At 62.2% G+C, this 15134-nt stretch carries 12 protein-coding genes; 8 read left to right on the forward strand and 4 right to left on the reverse strand.

The window, feature by feature from the left end; genetic code table 11:
• The first annotated feature begins 96 nt into the window (after positions 1–96).
• From HJB89_RS00095 to HJB89_RS00125, 7 genes are all read left to right on the forward strand, one after another.
• Complete coding sequence (locus HJB89_RS00095) at positions 97–1383, forward strand: ABC transporter substrate-binding protein (RefSeq protein WP_207582382.1); 1287 nt, start codon at positions 97–99, stop codon at positions 1381–1383.
• Between the two features lie 6 nt (positions 1384–1389).
• Positions 1390–2349, forward strand: coding sequence for a carbohydrate ABC transporter permease (locus HJB89_RS00100; RefSeq protein WP_207582383.1), 960 nt, complete (start codon positions 1390–1392; stop codon positions 2347–2349).
• Positions 2342–3229, forward strand: coding sequence for a carbohydrate ABC transporter permease (locus HJB89_RS00105; protein WP_405049021.1), 888 nt, complete (start codon positions 2342–2344; stop codon positions 3227–3229). The genes HJB89_RS00100 and HJB89_RS00105 overlap by 8 nt, the downstream gene beginning before the upstream one ends.
• 23 nt (positions 3230–3252) lie before the next feature.
• Entirely contained in the window at positions 3253–4326 is a 1074-nt protein-coding gene (locus tag HJB89_RS00110; protein WP_207582384.1) for a Gfo/Idh/MocA family protein, read from the forward strand.
• 31 nt (positions 4327–4357) lie between these two features.
• Positions 4358–5434 carry an ABC transporter ATP-binding protein gene (locus HJB89_RS00115; protein WP_221148625.1) on the forward strand — a complete coding sequence of 359 codons (1077 nt, stop codon included), beginning with the start codon at positions 4358–4360 and terminating at the stop codon, positions 5432–5434.
• A 152-nt stretch (positions 5435–5586) separates the two neighbouring features.
• Positions 5587–6465, forward strand: coding sequence for a phosphotransferase (locus HJB89_RS00120; protein WP_221148627.1), 879 nt, complete (start codon positions 5587–5589; stop codon positions 6463–6465).
• Positions 6462–8912 carry an FAD-dependent oxidoreductase gene (locus HJB89_RS00125; protein WP_221148629.1) on the forward strand — a complete coding sequence of 817 codons (2451 nt, stop codon included), beginning with the start codon at positions 6462–6464 and terminating at the stop codon, positions 8910–8912. Before HJB89_RS00120 ends, HJB89_RS00125 begins: the two co-directional genes overlap by 4 nt.
• A gap of 64 nt (positions 8913–8976) precedes the next feature.
• Here the strand turns inward: HJB89_RS00125 and HJB89_RS00130 are convergent, their stop codons facing one another.
• Together HJB89_RS00130 and uxaC are read right to left on the reverse strand one after the other, a co-directional pair.
• Positions 8977–10434, reverse strand: coding sequence for a mannitol dehydrogenase family protein (locus HJB89_RS00130; protein ID WP_221116454.1), 1458 nt, complete (start codon positions 10432–10434; stop codon positions 8977–8979).
• Positions 10431–11846: a glucuronate isomerase gene (uxaC, locus tag HJB89_RS00135; RefSeq protein ID WP_221116455.1), complete on the reverse strand. Its 1416-nt coding sequence runs from the start codon at positions 11844–11846 to the stop codon at positions 10431–10433. Before uxaC ends, HJB89_RS00130 begins: the two co-directional genes overlap by 4 nt.
• 180 nt (positions 11847–12026) lie before the next feature.
• On the opposite strand from uxaC, the gene HJB89_RS00140 reads away from it, so the two are divergent.
• Positions 12027–12236: a SlyX family protein gene (locus HJB89_RS00140; RefSeq protein WP_164016000.1), complete on the forward strand. Its 210-nt coding sequence runs from the start codon at positions 12027–12029 to the stop codon at positions 12234–12236.
• Positions 12237–12292: 56 nt separating this feature from the next.
• On the opposite strand, the gene HJB89_RS00145 is transcribed toward HJB89_RS00140, so the two are convergent.
• Together HJB89_RS00145 and HJB89_RS00150 are read right to left on the reverse strand one after the other, a co-directional pair.
• Complete coding sequence (locus HJB89_RS00145) at positions 12293–13774, reverse strand: NAD-dependent succinate-semialdehyde dehydrogenase (RefSeq protein ID WP_221116456.1); 1482 nt, start codon at positions 13772–13774, stop codon at positions 12293–12295.
• Positions 13775–13837: 63 nt separating this feature from the next.
• Positions 13838–15118, reverse strand: a complete 1281-nt coding sequence (locus HJB89_RS00150) for a 4-aminobutyrate--2-oxoglutarate transaminase (protein WP_221148631.1) — start codon at positions 15116–15118, stop codon at positions 13838–13840.
• Positions 15119–15134: the final 16 nt, after the last annotated feature.

The following is a 15134-nucleotide window of genomic DNA, read 5'->3' on the forward strand; positions in this document are numbered from 1 at the left end:
GCCGCTTTGCCCGTAGCTTGTAACCAATTAGTTATTTATGCAAGGGTAACTACATCGGAAGCGTGTGGAGGCGCTTCCCCTTAGGAGGAGGAAAAAATGAGCCTACGTGTAAGCAGACGTAATTTCGTGGCGGGAGGCGCAACGCTTCTTTCGCTTTCGGCGCTCGGAACCAGCGCTTTGGCACAGGAAACGCGCCTGCGTCTCCTGTGGTGGGGCTCGCAGCCGCGCGCCGACCGCACCAACAAGGTCTCCCAACTTTACCAGACAAAGAATGCCGGTACGTCGATCACCGGCGAATTCCTCGGCTGGGGCGATTACTGGCCGCGTCTTGCGACCCAGGTCGCCGGCCGCAATGCGCCTGATATCATCCAGATGGACTATCGCTATATCGTTCAATATGCGCGGCGCGGTGCGCTTGCGCCGCTGGAATCCTATATGCCGGCGAAACTGAACCTCGACGATTTCGACAAGGCGCAGGTCGAAGGCGGCAGTGTCGACGGCCATCTCTATGGCGTCAGCCTCGGGGCGAACTCGGCCGCGACGGTGCTCAACACCACCGCCTTCAAGGAGGCCGGTGTCGATCTGCCGACGCAGGCGACAACCTGGGAAGAATTCGGCCGCATGGGCGCCGAGATCACCAAGGCGGGCAAACGCAAGGGCATGTTCGGCATCGCCGACGGCAGCGGCGGTGAACCGCTGTTCGAAAACTGGCTGCGTCAGCGCGGCAAGGGCCTCTATACCGCCGACGGCAAGATCGCCTTCGACGTCGACGATGCATCGGAATGGTACGACATGTGGGCCAAGTTCCGTGAGGCCGGCGCCTGCGTTCCTGCCGACGTCCAGGCGCTCGACAAGAACGACATCGAAACCAACACGGTATCGCTCGGCAAATCTGCGGCCGGCTTTGCCCATTCCAACCAGTTCGTCGCCTATCAGGCAATGAGCAAGGACAAGTTGGCGCTCACCAACTACATGCGCATCAAGGCGGATTCGAAGGGTGGCCACTATCGCAAGCCTTCGATGTTCTTCTCGGTCTCGGCCCAGTCGAAATCGGTGGAGCAAGCGGTCGACTACGTCAATTTCTTCGTCAAGAACCCCGAGGCGGCGGTGCTCCTGGATGTCGAACGCGGCATTCCGGAATCGGCCGCCATGCGCGAGGTCGTCGCGGCGAAGCTCGATGAGAACGGCAAGGTTGCCCTGGCATATGTCAGCGGTCTTGGCGACCTCGCCGGCAAATTGCCGCCGCCGCCGCCGGCCGGCGCCGGTGAGGGCGAGCTGATGTTGCGCAACATCGCCGAACAGGTCGGCTTCGGACAGCTGTCTCCCGCCGATGGCGGCAAACAGCTCGTCACTGAAATCACGCAGATTCTCGCACGAGGCTGATCCCGTATGAGCAATGCGATGCGCACGCCCGCAGGGGCCATATCAGTGGAAAGCTATCAGGGTGCCGTGGCCGAAGGACGCTTCCGGCGTCTCTGGAATGCCAATGCTCCCGGCTATCTCTTCCTTTTGCCATGGCTCATCGGCTTTTTCGGGTTGACCCTCGGGCCGGCCCTGATTTCGCTCTACCTTTCCTTCACCGACTTCGACATGATCCAGTCGCCGCGGTGGGTGGGGGCTGCGAATTACGTGCGCATCGCCACGGCGGATCCGAAATTCTCGGCCGCCATGCACGTAACCCTGACTTATGTCGTCTTATCGGTGCCGTTCAAGCTGACCTTCGCCTTGCTGGTCGCCATGGCGCTGAACCGCGGCCTGCGTGGGCTGCCGATCTATCGCGCCATCTTCTACCTCCCCTCACTGCTGGGTGGCAGCGTGGCGATCGCCGTGCTCTGGCGCCAGCTTTTCGCCAGTGACGGCCTCATCAACGCGGCCCTTGCCCAGATCGGCATCGAGGGACCGAGCTGGATCTCGCATCCGAACTATTCGATCTACACGCTGGTGGCGCTGTCCGTCTGGCAGTTCGGCTCGCCGATGATCATCTTCCTGGCCGGCCTGCGCCAGATCCCGCAGGATATGTATGAGGCCGCGAGCCTCGACGGCGCCTCGAAATTCCGGCAATTCTACAAGATCACGCTGCCACTTCTGACGCCGGTGATCTTCTTCAACGCCGTCGTCCAGACGATTGATGCCTTCAAGGCCTTCACGCCCGCCTTCATCATCTCCGGCGGCACGGGCGGTCCGATCAACTCGACGCTCTTTTACACGCTCTACCTCTATCAGGAAGCCTTCGGCAATTTCCGCATGGGCTATGCCTCGGCGCTCGCCTGGATCCTGGTGGTGATCATCGCGATCTTCACTGCCTTCTCCTTCCTGACCTCGCGTTATTGGGTGCACTACGATGACTGAGATGACCGCTTCCGTCACTGCGGCCAGGCCGCCATCGGACATCACCAAACGCAGTCTGCCGGCGTCGCTCATCATCCACGCCCTGCTGATCGCCGCATCGCTTCTGATGCTCTATCCTCTGTTGTGGATGGTTTCGGCATCGGTCAGGCCGGAAACCGAGATCTTCTCGTCGACCTCGCTCATCCCGTCGTCGATCGATTTCTCCTCCTATGCGCGCGGTTGGGTCGGCCTCGATGTCAGCTTCGGCCGGTTCTTCTGGAATTCGCTGGTCATTTCGCTGCTGGTGGTGACGGGCAATGTCATCGCCTGTTCGCTGACGGCCTTCGCCTTTGCGCGGCTGCGGTTCGTCGGCCGGAATTTCTGGTTCGCGATCATGCTCGGCACGCTGATGATCCCCTATCACGTGACGCTGATCCCGCAATATGTGCTCTTCCTCGATCTCGGCTGGGTCAACACCATCCTGCCGCTTGTCGTGCCGAAGTTCCTGGCAAGCGATGCCTTCTTCATCTTCCTGATGGTGCAGTTCTTCCGCGGTATCCCGCGCGAACTCGACGAGGCGGCGATGATGGATGGTTGCAGCGCCTGGCGCATCTATTGGAAGATCATGTTGCCGTTGTCGCTGCCGGTGCTGGCGACGGCCGCCATCTTCTCCTTCATATGGACCTGGGACGATTTCTTCGGTCCGCTGATCTACCTGAACGACATGAACACCTATACGATCCAGCTCGGCCTGCGGACCTTCGTGGACTCCACCAGCGCATCGGATTGGGGCGGTTTGTTCGCCATGTCGACCCTGACGCTGGTGCCGGTATTCTTCTTCTTCCTGTTCTTCCAGCGTCTGCTGATCGAGGGCATCGCCACGACGGGCATGAAGCGTTGACGGCGATAGCGGGAAAAAGCGACATGAGCATGAAGACGGTGGCGATCGTCGGCTGCGGCATCGGCCGCTCCCACATCGTCGAAGGCTACCTGCCGCATTCCGACAAGTTCAAGGTCGTGGCGATCTGCGACCTGAACGGAGAGCGTTTGTCGGCGGTCGGCGACGAGTTCGGTATCGAACGCCGCACCACCTCTTTTGCAGAACTGCTGGCCGACGACACGATCGACATCATCGATATCTGCACCCCACCCGGCATTCATCTGGAACAGGTGGTCGCGGCGCTCGCCGCCGGCAAACATGTCGTCTGCGAAAAGCCGCTGACCGGCTCGCTGGCCGGTGTCGATACCATCATGGAAGCGGAAAAAGCCGCCAAAGGCGTACTGATGCCGATCTTCCAATATCGCTATGGCGACGGTATCCAGAAAGCCAAGCGGATCATCGATGCCGGCATTGCCGGCAAGGCCTATACGGCTTCGGTCGAAACCTTCTGGTTGCGCAAGCCGGAATATTACGCCGTTCCCTGGCGCGGCAAATGGGCGACCGAACTCGGCGGCGTGCTCGTTACCCATGCGCTGCATCTGCACGACATGATGATGCATCTGATGGGCCCGGCAGCAAGGGTCTTCGGCCGTGTCGCCACCCGCGTCAACGATATCGAGGTCGAGGATTGCGCCTCCGCCAGCCTGCTGATGGAAAACGGCGCCTTTGTCTCGCTGTCCTGCACGCTTGGTTCGCAGGAACAATTGAGCCGGCTAAGGCTGCACTTCGAGAACGTCACGTTCGAAAGCAGCCACGAACCCTACACACCAGGCAAGGATCCCTGGAAGATTATCGCTGCGAATGACGAGGTGCGGGAGAAGATCGACCGGGTGATTGCCGACTGGCAGCCGGTCGCGCCGCGTTTCACCACCCAGATGGGCCAGTTCCACGCCTTCCTCAGCGGCCAGGGGCCGCTGCCGGTGACGACGGTGGATGCTCGTCGCGCGCTGGAACTGGTGACCGCCATTTACCAGTCTTCCGACAGCGGCGCCGACGTGCCGCTGCCGGTCGGTCCTGACAGTCCGAAATACGCCGATTGGCGCGCAAGAACGAAGTAACCGATAAATAAAACGAGAGGGTTTTGAGAAGATGGCAACCAGTGTCGTTCTTCAGAAGGTCGAGAAGCGCTACGGCTCGCTGGATGTGATCCATGGCATCGACCTGACGATCGATCCCGGCGAATTCGTCGTTTTCGTCGGCCCCTCCGGCTGCGGAAAATCGACCCTTCTGCGCATGATCGCCGGTCTCGAGGAGATCACCGCCGGCGCGCTGCTTCTCGACAGCGAGCGCATGAACGAGGTGGCGCCCGCCAAACGTGGCATCGCCATGGTTTTCCAGTCCTATGCCCTCTATCCCCATATGTCGGTTTACAAGAACCTTGCCTTCGGCCTGGAGACGGCGGGTTACAAGAAGACCGATATCCAGCCGAAGGTGAAGCGTGCCGCCGAGATCCTGCAGATCGAGAAGCTGCTGGAGCGCAAGCCGAAAGCGCTCTCCGGCGGTCAGCGTCAGCGTGTTGCGATCGGCCGCGCCATCGTGCGCGAACCGCGGATCTTCCTGTTCGACGAACCGCTGTCGAACCTCGATGCCGAACTGCGCGTGCAGATGCGCGTCGAGATCTCCCGCCTGCACCGCAGCCTGGGTAACACCATGATCTATGTCACCCATGACCAGGTCGAAGCCATGACGATGGCCGACAAGATCGTGGTGTTGAATTCCGGCCGCATCGAGCAGGTCGGCGCGCCGCTCGATCTCTACAACAACCCGGCCAACCGCTTTGTCGCCGGTTTCATCGGCAGCCCGAAAATGAACTTTCTCAAGGCCCGCATCGAGCAGGTCGGCGAGGCTGAAACCAGCATCCATGTCTGCGGCAATTCGGTTCGCCTGCCGCGCCGGCTGAAAGGCGAGGCTGGCCAGGACGTCACCTTCGGCATCCGTCCCGAGCATCTTTCCCTCGCCGAGGGCGCCATCGCACTGTCGACCGTCAACATCGATCTCGTCGAAAATCTCGGCGGCGCCACCATGCTTTACACGACGACGCCCGATAGCCAGCTCCTGACCGTTGCGCTCGGCGGCCAGCAGAAGGTCGAGCGCGGCGCCAATGTGAAGACTTCCTTCGATCCGGCCCGCTGTCACGTCTTCGACGCCGCCGGCAAAACGATCTAACCGCCCTTCTTGACAGCCGATCCCCCTCTGCCCCATCATTTCCGGATGGGGCCGTTGGAACAGGATGAATCCTGTTCTAACTTAATTAGTTAGAGCATGCTGTCGTCCGAAAACCGCTCACACTTTTCGGCATCATGCTCTGGGGGACAAGCATGACGCCTGAAGATAGGATTCATGCCCTTGGCATCTGGCAGGGCCCGATCGAGATTTCGCCGATATCCGGCGGCATTACCAACCGGAATTACCTAGTCAGCGATGCCGTGGCGCGCTGCGTGGTGAGGCTCGGCACCGATATTCCGATCCACCACATCAACCGGCAGAACGAGCTTGCCGCAAGCCGTGCGGCCCATGCCGCCGGCATATCGCCCGCTGTCATCCACCATTCGCCCGGCGTGCTGGTGCTCGAATATATCGAGGCACGGGCGCTTTCACCGGAGGATGTCAGGACACCGGAAATGCTGACCCGGATCGTCCCCTTGGTCCGTGCCTGCCACTGCGATATCGCCCGGCATTTCCGTGGTCAGGCAATGATCTTCTGGGTCTTCCACGTCATTCGCGACTACGCCGCCAATCTGAAGGCGTCGGGCAGCGCCTATCTCCCGCTGCTGTCGGCGCTGATCGGCAAGGCCGAGACGCTGGAAGCAGCGGCAGGGCCGTTCGAGATCGCCTTCGGCCATAACGACCTGCTGGCCGCCAACTTTCTTGATGACGGCAAGCGGCTCTGGCTGATCGACTGGGACTATGCCGGCTTCAACACGCCGCTGTTCGATCTCGGCGGACTGGCCTCGAACAACGAACTCCCTGATGCGGTCGAGCGCATGATGCTGGAGATCTATTTCGACCGGCCGCTGACCGATGACCTCACCCGGCGCTATGGCGCGATGAAATGCGCCTCGCTGCTGCGCGAGACGCTCTGGAGCATGATTTCGGAAATCCATTCCACCATCGATTTCGACTATTCCGGCTATACGGCCGAAAATCTCGCGCGCTTCGAACGCGCCTATCAAGCTTTTGAGCAGGACAATAAATGACGAAGGAATTACCGAAGACGGCAAAAGCCGTTGTCATCGGCGGCGGTATCATCGGCTGCTCGACGGCCTATCATCTCGGCAAACTCGGCTGGACCGATACCGTCCTCTTGGAGCGTAAGAAGCTCACCTCGGGAACCACTTTCCATGCCGCCGGCCTCGTTGGCCAGTTGCGCACCAGCGCCAACATCACCCAGCTGCTCGGTTATTCCGTCGATCTCTACAAACGGCTGGAGCAGGAAACCGGCCTCGGCACCGGCTGGAAGATGAATGGCGGCCTACGGCTTGCCTGCAACGAGGAGCGCTGGACGGAGGTCAGGCGCCAGGCGACCACCGCCCAGTCCTTCGGCTTGGAAATGCAATTGCTGACGCCGCAGGAAGCCTTCGATCTCTGGCCGTTGATGACGGTCGATGATCTGGTCGGGGCCGCTTTCCTTCCCACCGACGGCCAGGCCAATCCCTCCGACATCACTCAGGCGCTGGCGAAGGGCGCCCGCATGTCTGGTGTTTCGATCTTCGAGGATACCGAAGTTCTCGATCTCGAGATCGACAACGGAAGGATCCGCGCCGTCGTCACGGCGCAGGGGCGCATCGAATGCGAGCGCGTCGTCGTCTGCGCCGGCCAATGGACGCGCGCCTTCGCCGCCCGTTTCGGCGTCAATGTGCCGCTGGTCTCGGTCGAGCATCAATACATCATCACCGAATCCTTCGGCGTGCCTTCCAATCTGCCGACGCTGCGCGATCCCGATCGCCTGACCTATTACAAGGAGGAGGTCGGCGGCATCGTCATGGGCGGCTACGAGCCGAACCCCATTGCCTGGGCGAAAGACGGTATCCCCGAGGGTTTCCACTACACGCTGCTGGACAGTAATTTCGACCACTTCGAGCCGATCATGGAACAGGCGCTCGGCCGCGTTCCGGCGCTGGAGAATGTCGGCGTCAAACAGCTGCTGAACGGCCCGGAAAGCTTCACGCCGGATGGCAATTTCATTCTCGGCGAGGCGCCGGAGCTGAAGAATTTCTTCGTCGGCGCCGGCTTCAACGCCTTCGGCATCGCCTCGGCCGGCGGCGCCGGCATGGCGCTTGCCGAATGGGTGACGAAAGGCGAACCGCCCTACGATCTCTGGCCGGTCGACATCCGCCGTTTCGGCCGCCCGCATTTCGATACCGACTGGGCGCGCACGCGCACGCTCGAAGCCTATGGCAAGCACTACACCATGGCCTGGCCGTTCGAGGAGCATTCGACCGGCCGCCCCTGCCGCAAATCGCCGCTCTATGACCGGCTGAAGGCGCAGGGCGCCTGTTTCGGTGAAAAGCTCGGCTGGGAGCGGCCGAACTGGTTTGCCGATCTCTTCGCCAACGAGGAGCCAAGGGATGTGTATAGTTACGGCCGCCAGAACTGGTTTGACGCCGTCGGCCGCGAGCACAAGGCCGTGCGCGAGGCGGCCGTTATCTTCGACCAAACCTCATTCGCCAAATTCGTGCTGAAGGGCAGGGATGCCGAGGCCGCACTCTCCTGGATCGCCGCCAACGATGTCGCAAGGCCTGTGGGATCGCTCGTCTACACGCAAATGCTAAACGACAAGGGCGGCATCGAATGCGACGTGACGGTCGCCCGCATCGCCGAGGACGAATATTACATCGTCACCGGCACCGGTTTCGCCACCCATGACTTCAATTGGATCGCTCGCAATATTCCGGCGGAGATGCATGCCGAACTGGTCGACGTCACCTCAGCCTATTCCGTGCTGTCGCTGATGGGGCCGAATTCCCGCGCCGTGCTGGAAAAGGTGACCGGCAGCGACGTCTCGAATGCGGCCTTTCCCTTCGGCAAGGTCAGAACCGTCGGCATATCGGGTTGCCCGGTGCGGGCGCTGCGCATCACCTATGTCGGCGAACTCGGCTATGAACTGCATATCCCGATTGAATATGCCACCACGGTCTATGACGTGTTGATGGCCGCCGGCGCCGAGCTCGGCCTCGTCAATGCCGGCTACCGCGCCATCGAGAGCTGCCGCCTGGAAAAGGGTTATCGCGCCTGGGGGTCCGATATCGGTCCCGACCATACGCCGGTCGAAGCCGGCCTCGGCTGGGCGGTGAAGATCAAGAAGAACATTGCCTTCCGCGGCCGTGAGGCGATCGCGCGGCAGCTGGCGGATGGGGTGAAGAAGCGCCTCGCCTGCTTCGTTCCCGACGATCCCGATACCGTGCTGCTCGGCCGCGAAACGATCTATCGCGACGGTAAGCGCGTCGGCTGGCTGTCGAGCGGCGGCTTCGGTTATACGCTCGGCAAGCCGATCGGCTACGGTTATGTCCGCAGCCCCGACGGCGTCACGGAGGATTTCATCCTCTCCGGCACTTATGAGCTCGATGTCGCGCGGGAGCGCATCCCCTGCAAGGTGTCGCTGGCGCCGCTCTACGATCCCGATATGGCGCGGGTGAAGGCGTGACGGGTCGAATTCCTGTGCGCTCGAGCGTTCCGAGAGGGCGCGCCCTCTCCTATGTCGGAAAGGCTCAAAATAGCGGCAACCGATCGTCCTGGATCAGGATCTCCAGCTTGTCCGACACATCCTGCGTCCAAGCCCGGTGTCCGGTCAAAGCCGCCGGGAAAAGTCCGGGAAGGGTGAAAAGCGCCGCCGAAATCGCCGGGCCGGTGCGCGGGACATCGGCGATCAAAGCGACAATTTCCTGAGCACGGGGATCGCGTAGTTCGTAGCGATCGCCGTTGCCGTGTTCGCCGATCGCATAGCGCATCCATGCCGCAACGGCGATGGCGTAGGTTTCAGCCCTGTCGCCATGCGCCAGCGCCTCGCTTGCCGGTTCCAGTAGCCGCTGCGGCAGTTTCTGCGTGCCGTCCATGGCGATCTGATAGGTTCGATGGGCGATCGCCTTGTTTGCAAAGCGGGCTATCAATTCATTGGCATAGTCGTCGAGATCGATGCCGGGAACCGGATCGAGCGTTCTCGCCGCCGCATGCATATGGCGGTAGGCAAGGGCTGCCAAGGCTTCATCATCCATCACGTCGCGGATGAATTCATAGCCGCCGATATAACCGAGGTAGGCGAGCAGCGAGTGGGCGCCGTTCAGCATCCTGAGCTTCATCTTCTCATAGGCCGAGACGTCTTCGACCATCAGTGCGCCGCGCACCTTTTCCCAGGCCGGCCGGCCATTGGCGAAATGGTCTTCGATGACCCATTGCGTAAAGGGCTCCGTCTCGATCGCCGCCAAATCGGTGCGGCCCGTCAGCCGCTCGGCATCGGCATAGGTCGCGTCGGTGCTCGCCGGCGTGATGCGGTCGACCATCGTCGACGGGAAGGGCACATTCGCTTCGATCCAGGTATGCAGATCGGCATCGATGCGGGAGGTGAATTCGAGCACGAGGCGTTTCAGAACGGCGCCGTTGCTCGGCAGGTTGTCGCAGCTCAGCGGCGTAAAGGGGGCTATTCCCTTCTGCCGGCGGCGTGCAAGGCCTTCCACCAGATAGCCGATGACGCCGCGCGGCGCATGCCGGTTGGCGAGGTCGGCGACGATATCGGGATGTTTGAGGTCGAGGCCGCCGGTTGCCGGATTGAAACCATAGGCCTTTTCCGTCACCGTCATGCTGACGATGCGGATCGCGGGATCTTCGAGCCGCGCCAGCAGGCCGGCCGGATCGCGCGGCGCCACATGCGCCTTCAGGATCGAACCGATCACCTCAGCCGTCGTGCCCGATGTATCGCGGATCAGCGTCGTATAGAGCCCATTCTGGGCGCTCAGATTGTCGGCGACATCAGGCGTGCGCAAGCTTGCCACCTCGATACCCCAGTCGTCGCCTGCGGCTGCAAGCGCACCATCCGTAAACGGCGCAAAATGCGCGCGGAAAAACGCGCCAGGCCCCAGATGCAGAATGCCGCTTTTCAGCTGGCTGCGGTCATAGGCCGGAAGCTTCGCCGTCGGGGCGAGGCCGGAAAGGGTCTGCAGTCGTTCGGTCACAGCTTGTAGGCCTTCTTTGCATTGCCATAGGAGAGTTCGCCTGCAACGATCTCGGCTTCCCTCTTGGAAATCCGATGCTCGGCGGCGAGCCCAGCGAGGAAGCCGCAGACTTCGCGGCGCCAGACGTCATGCCGCGCCGGGATTGAAAGCAGCGCCCGCGTATCGTCGTTGAAGCCGGCCATATTGGCGAAACCTGCTGTTTCCACCACCTGGTCGAGATAGCGGCGAATGCCGAGCGGGCTGTCGTGGAACCACCAGGGTGGGCCGATCATCAGGCAGGGCCAGTGGCCAACCATTGGCGCCATCTCGCGCGCATAGGTCGTTTCGTCGAGCGTGAACAGCAGCACCCGCAGGCCCGGCGCATGGCCGTATTTCGAAAGCAGCGCATCCAGGCCGCCGACCCAATCCGTGGGTTTCGGGATATCGGCGCCCATATTCGGGCCGCGCGTCGCAAAGAGCCCGCGGTCGGTATTGCGTCTCGAGCCGGCATGGATCTGCATCACCATGCCGTCTTCGGCCGAAAGCCCGGCCATTTCGGTCATCATCTGGCCGCGGAAGAGCTCGGCCTCTTCTGGCGAAAGCGGGCCCCTCAGCGCCTTGTCGAGCAGCGCCTGTTTTTCCGCAACCGGCAGATCAGCGGTGAAGGCCGTGGGTACACCGTGATCGGTTGCGGTAGCGCCGAACTGGCGGAAATAGGCGCGTCGGCGCCGATGCGCCTCGATCAGTCCGTCCCAGCGCGTCACCTCAGTGCCGGTGATCTCGCCGAATTTGACCATGTTGTCGCGGAAGCCGACGGCTTCTGGATCGGTGACGCTGTCCGGCCGGTAGGTGGTGCGCACCTTGCCGATCCAGCCGTCCGCCGCCAGCTTCTGGTGATGCACAAGCGGGTCGAGCGCGCCGTCCGTGGTCGCGATCGTTTCGATCCCGAATCGCTGATGCAGCGCCCGCGGACGGAATTCGGGAAGGGCGAGCTGGGCATTGATATGGTCGTAGAGCGCATTGGCATTGTCAGGTGTCAGCGGCTCGGTGCAGCCGAGCACGGCCGACATCGCGTGATCGACCCAGAGGCTCGAAGGCGTTCCGCGGAAGAGGTGATAATGCGCGGCAAAGGTCCGCCAGATCGCCCGTCCCGCAGCCACCGGCTTGCCATCGAGTCGCGGCACACCGAGCTCATCCAAGGTGACGCCGACGCTGTGCAGCATCCGGAAGAGATAGTGATCGGGAATGACCAGCAGCGAGGCGGCGTCTTCGAAGGGCTTGTCGTCGGCGAACCAGGCGGGTTCGGTGTGCCCGTGCGGGCTGACGATTGGAAGATTGCGCACCGTCTCGTAGAGATCTCGCGCAATGGTCCGTGTTGCCGGATCGGCCGGAAAGAGCCGGTCCGGATGAAGAAAGCCGTTTCCTGCATCCATCAGTATTCCTCCCTGATGGATAAGGGCCTACCCCACAACATCAGGCACGGCAAGGTCTTTTGGTAACCAAACGGTACAGTTTGGCGCATCGCTCCGCCAGCCATCGAAAGCATTGACGCGCTGGCCTATTTCCGCTTTGGGAGAACCATCTATTCTGCCGGTTTCGGCAAAGGAAGATCGATGTCCGACGAGACGAACCGCATCACCCGGCTGGAGGAAATGCTGGCCCATCAGGCAAAAACGATTGAGGAGCTTTCCGATCAGCTGACCGAGCAATGGAAGATCGTGGAGCAGATGCGCACCAAGCTCGACCGGCTGACGGAACGTTTCCTGTCGCTCGAGGAGCAGTCGCTGGACGCGCCGGCAATTACCCGCCCGCCGCATTATTGACGGCGCGCTGCCGGTACGCGGCGGATACCGCGTGCCGGATTTCCTTGGCTGGCTGATCAGACGCCGCCGATGCAGAGATATTTCATTTCGAGATAATCGTCGGCGCCGTGCCGCGAGCCCTCGCGGCCAAGGCCCGATTGTTTGATGCCGCCAAAGGGCGCGGTCTCGGACGACATGATGCCGGTATTGATGCCGATCATGCCGTATTCCAGTGCTTCCGCCACGCGCCAGACCTTCTTCAGATCGCCGGCATAGAAATAGGCGGCCAGGCCGAATTCCGTGTCATTGGCCTCAGCTATGACATCCTCGACCGTCTCGAAGCGGAAGAGCGGCGCCACCGGGCCAAACGTTTCTTCGCGGGCCACCTTCATGCCGCGGGCGACGCCGGTCAGCACCGTCGGCGTGAAAAAGGTGCCGGCGCTGTCGATGCGCTTGCCGCCGGTCAGCACCTTGGCGCCCTTTGCAAGCGCGTCGCCGACATGGTCTTCCACCTTGGCAAGACCCTGCTCGTCGATCAGCGGCCCGATCATGACGCCCGGCTTGAATCCGTCGCCGACCGACATTTCGGCGACCTTCGCAGCAAGCTTGGCCGCAAAGGCGTCATAGACGTTCGACTGAATGTAGAGGCGGTTGGCGCAGACGCAAGTCTGGCCGGCATTGCGATATTTGGAGGCGATCGCGCCCTCGACGGCGGCGTCGAGATCGGCATCGTCGAAGACGATGAAGGGCGCGTTGCCGCCGAGCTCCAGGCTCACCTTCTTGATCTGGTCGGCGCACTGCCGCATCAGGATGCGGCCGACCTCCGTCGAGCCGGTGAAGCTGATCTTGCGCACCTTGTCATTGCCGCAGAGCTCGCGGCCGATCGCCGGGCCGTCGACGCCGACGACGAGGTTGAAGACGCCGGCCGGAATACCCGCCTGTTCGGCGAGCACGGCAAGCGCAATTGCCGTCAGCGGCGTCTGCTCGGCGGGCTTCGACACCACCGTGCAGCCGACGGCAAGTGCCGGCGCTATCTTGCGGGTGATCATCGCTGCCGGGAAATTCCACGGCGTGATCGTGCCGACGACGCCGACCGGCTGCCTGATGACGATCATCCGTTTGTCGTCGGAAGGCGCGGGGATCGTCTCGCCGTAGATGCGCTTGGCCTCTTCGGCATACCATTCGATATAGGCGGCGGCATAAAGGATCTCACCGCGCGCTTCCGGGAAGGGCTTGCCCATTTCGGCGGTCAGGATCGCGGCGAGCGCGTCGGCATTGGCGACCATCAGGTCGAACCATTTGCGCAGGATGGCGCTGCGCTCCTTGGCCGGACGGGCAGCCCAGCCCGGCTGGGCGGTATGCGCCGCATCGATCGCCGCCCGCGTTTCTTCAGTACCCATATCGGGCAGCGAGGCGAGCAGCTCGCCCGTTGCCGGGTTGAGCACGTCGAAGGTCTTTGCGGTATCGCCTGATGTCCAGACGCCGTTGATATAGCCGGCAGCGCGCAGGAAGGGCGAAGAGAAGGGAACGTGTCTGGTCAGGGCGGTGGTAAAAGCCATCTCATATCTCCTTGGGAGCGGCCGCCGGTTGCCGACGGCCGTCGAAATCCGGTTCCTGTCGCGTCACTTGGTCGAACTCGCTTCCAGCATCGAGGCCTCGAGAATGTCGAGCGCCTCGCCGAAAACCTCATCCTGGATGGTGATCGGCGCGAGGAAACGGATGACGTTGCCATGGATGCCGCAGGTGAGCAGGATCAGGCCCTTGTCGAGCGCGATCAGCCGCACCCGATTGGCGAATTCCGCACTTGGCAATCCCGTCGTCCGGTCGTTGAATTCGACGGCGTTCATGAAGCCCGGTCCGCGGATATCGACGATCTCGGGCACCGTCTCGCGCAGCGATTCCAGCCGCTGCTTCAGCCGTCCGCCAAGCTGGTTGGCGCGGCCGCAGAGATCTTCGTCCTTGATGACGTCAAGCACGGCGTGGGCGGCAGCGATCCCGAGCGGATTGCCGCCATAGGTGCCGCCGAGCCCGCCCGGTCCCGGCGCATCCATGATTTCAGCGCGGCCGGTGACGGCGGCGAGCGGAAAGCCGCCAGCAAGGCTCTTTGCCATCGTCGTCAGGTCCGGCGCCACCTCGTGATGATCCATTGCGAACATCCTGCCGGTGCGGGCAAAACCGGTCTGCACCTCGTCGGCGATCAAGAGGATGCCGTGCTGGTCGCAGAGTTCGCGCAACGCCTTCATGAAGGCGGCGGGTGCGGAGTAGAAACCGCCTTCGCCCTGCACCGGCTCGATGATGATGGCGGCGACGCGCTGCGGATCAACATCGGCGGCGAAAAGCTTCTTCAGGGCTGTGAGCGACTGATCGGCGGTGACGCCGTGCAGCTCGACCGGGAAAGGAATATGGAACACATCGCCGGGCATTGCGCCGAAGCCCACCTTGTAGGGCACGACTTTGCCGGTCAGCGCCATGCCCATGAAAGTGCGGCCATGGAAGCCGCCGCCGAAGGCGATGACGGCCGAGCGGCCGGTGGCGGCACGCGCGATCTTGACGGCGTTCTCGACCGCTTCGGCACCCGTCGTAACAAAAATCGTCTTCTTCTCGAAATCACCAGGCACGAGCACGTTCAGCCGTTCGGCGAGGTGCACGTAGCTTTCGTAGGGCACCACCTGATGGCAGGTATGGGTGAAACGGTCGAGCTGATCCTTGACCGCGGCGATCACCCGCGGATGGCGGTGGCCGGTGTTGAGAACGGCGATGCCGGCGGCGAAATCGATGTAGCGGCGGCCTTCCTTGTCCCATATCTCGGCATTTTCTGCGCGATCGGCATAAATCTGGGTCGTCATGCCGACGCCGCGGGAGATGGCGGCGTTCTTCCGGTCGGTAAGGCTTGTCGCGTTCATCGGGTGTGCTCCTGCG

This window comes from Rhizobium sp. NZLR8, assembly GCF_019685025.1.
GTDB lineage: Bacteria > Pseudomonadota > Alphaproteobacteria > Rhizobiales > Rhizobiaceae > Rhizobium.

Bases quoted from the DNA above. Each gene is read 5' to 3' on its own strand.
- HJB89_RS00095 (WP_207582382.1), top strand. From the start codon at position 97: ATGAGCCTACGTGTAAGCAGACGTAATTTCGTGGCGGGAGGCGCAACG.
- HJB89_RS00100 (WP_207582383.1), top strand. From the start codon at position 1,390: ATGAGCAATGCGATGCGCACGCCCGCAGGGGCCATATCAGTGGAAAGC.
- HJB89_RS00105 (WP_405049021.1), top strand. From the start codon at position 2,342: ATGACTGAGATGACCGCTTCCGTCACTGCGGCCAGGCCGCCATCGGAC.
- HJB89_RS00110 (WP_207582384.1), top strand. From the start codon at position 3,253: ATGAGCATGAAGACGGTGGCGATCGTCGGCTGCGGCATCGGCCGCTCC.
- HJB89_RS00115 (WP_221148625.1), top strand. From the start codon at position 4,358: ATGGCAACCAGTGTCGTTCTTCAGAAGGTCGAGAAGCGCTACGGCTCG.
- HJB89_RS00120 (WP_221148627.1), top strand. From the start codon at position 5,587: ATGACGCCTGAAGATAGGATTCATGCCCTTGGCATCTGGCAGGGCCCG.
- HJB89_RS00125 (WP_221148629.1), top strand. From the start codon at position 6,462: ATGACGAAGGAATTACCGAAGACGGCAAAAGCCGTTGTCATCGGCGGC.
- uxaC (WP_221116455.1), bottom strand. From the start codon at position 11,846: ATGGATGCAGGAAACGGCTTTCTTCATCCGGACCGGCTCTTTCCGGCC.
- HJB89_RS00140 (WP_164016000.1), top strand. From the start codon at position 12,027: ATGTCCGACGAGACGAACCGCATCACCCGGCTGGAGGAAATGCTGGCC.
- HJB89_RS00145 (WP_221116456.1), bottom strand. From the start codon at position 13,774: ATGGCTTTTACCACCGCCCTGACCAGACACGTTCCCTTCTCTTCGCCC.
- HJB89_RS00150 (WP_221148631.1), bottom strand. From the start codon at position 15,118: ATGAACGCGACAAGCCTTACCGACCGGAAGAACGCCGCCATCTCCCGC.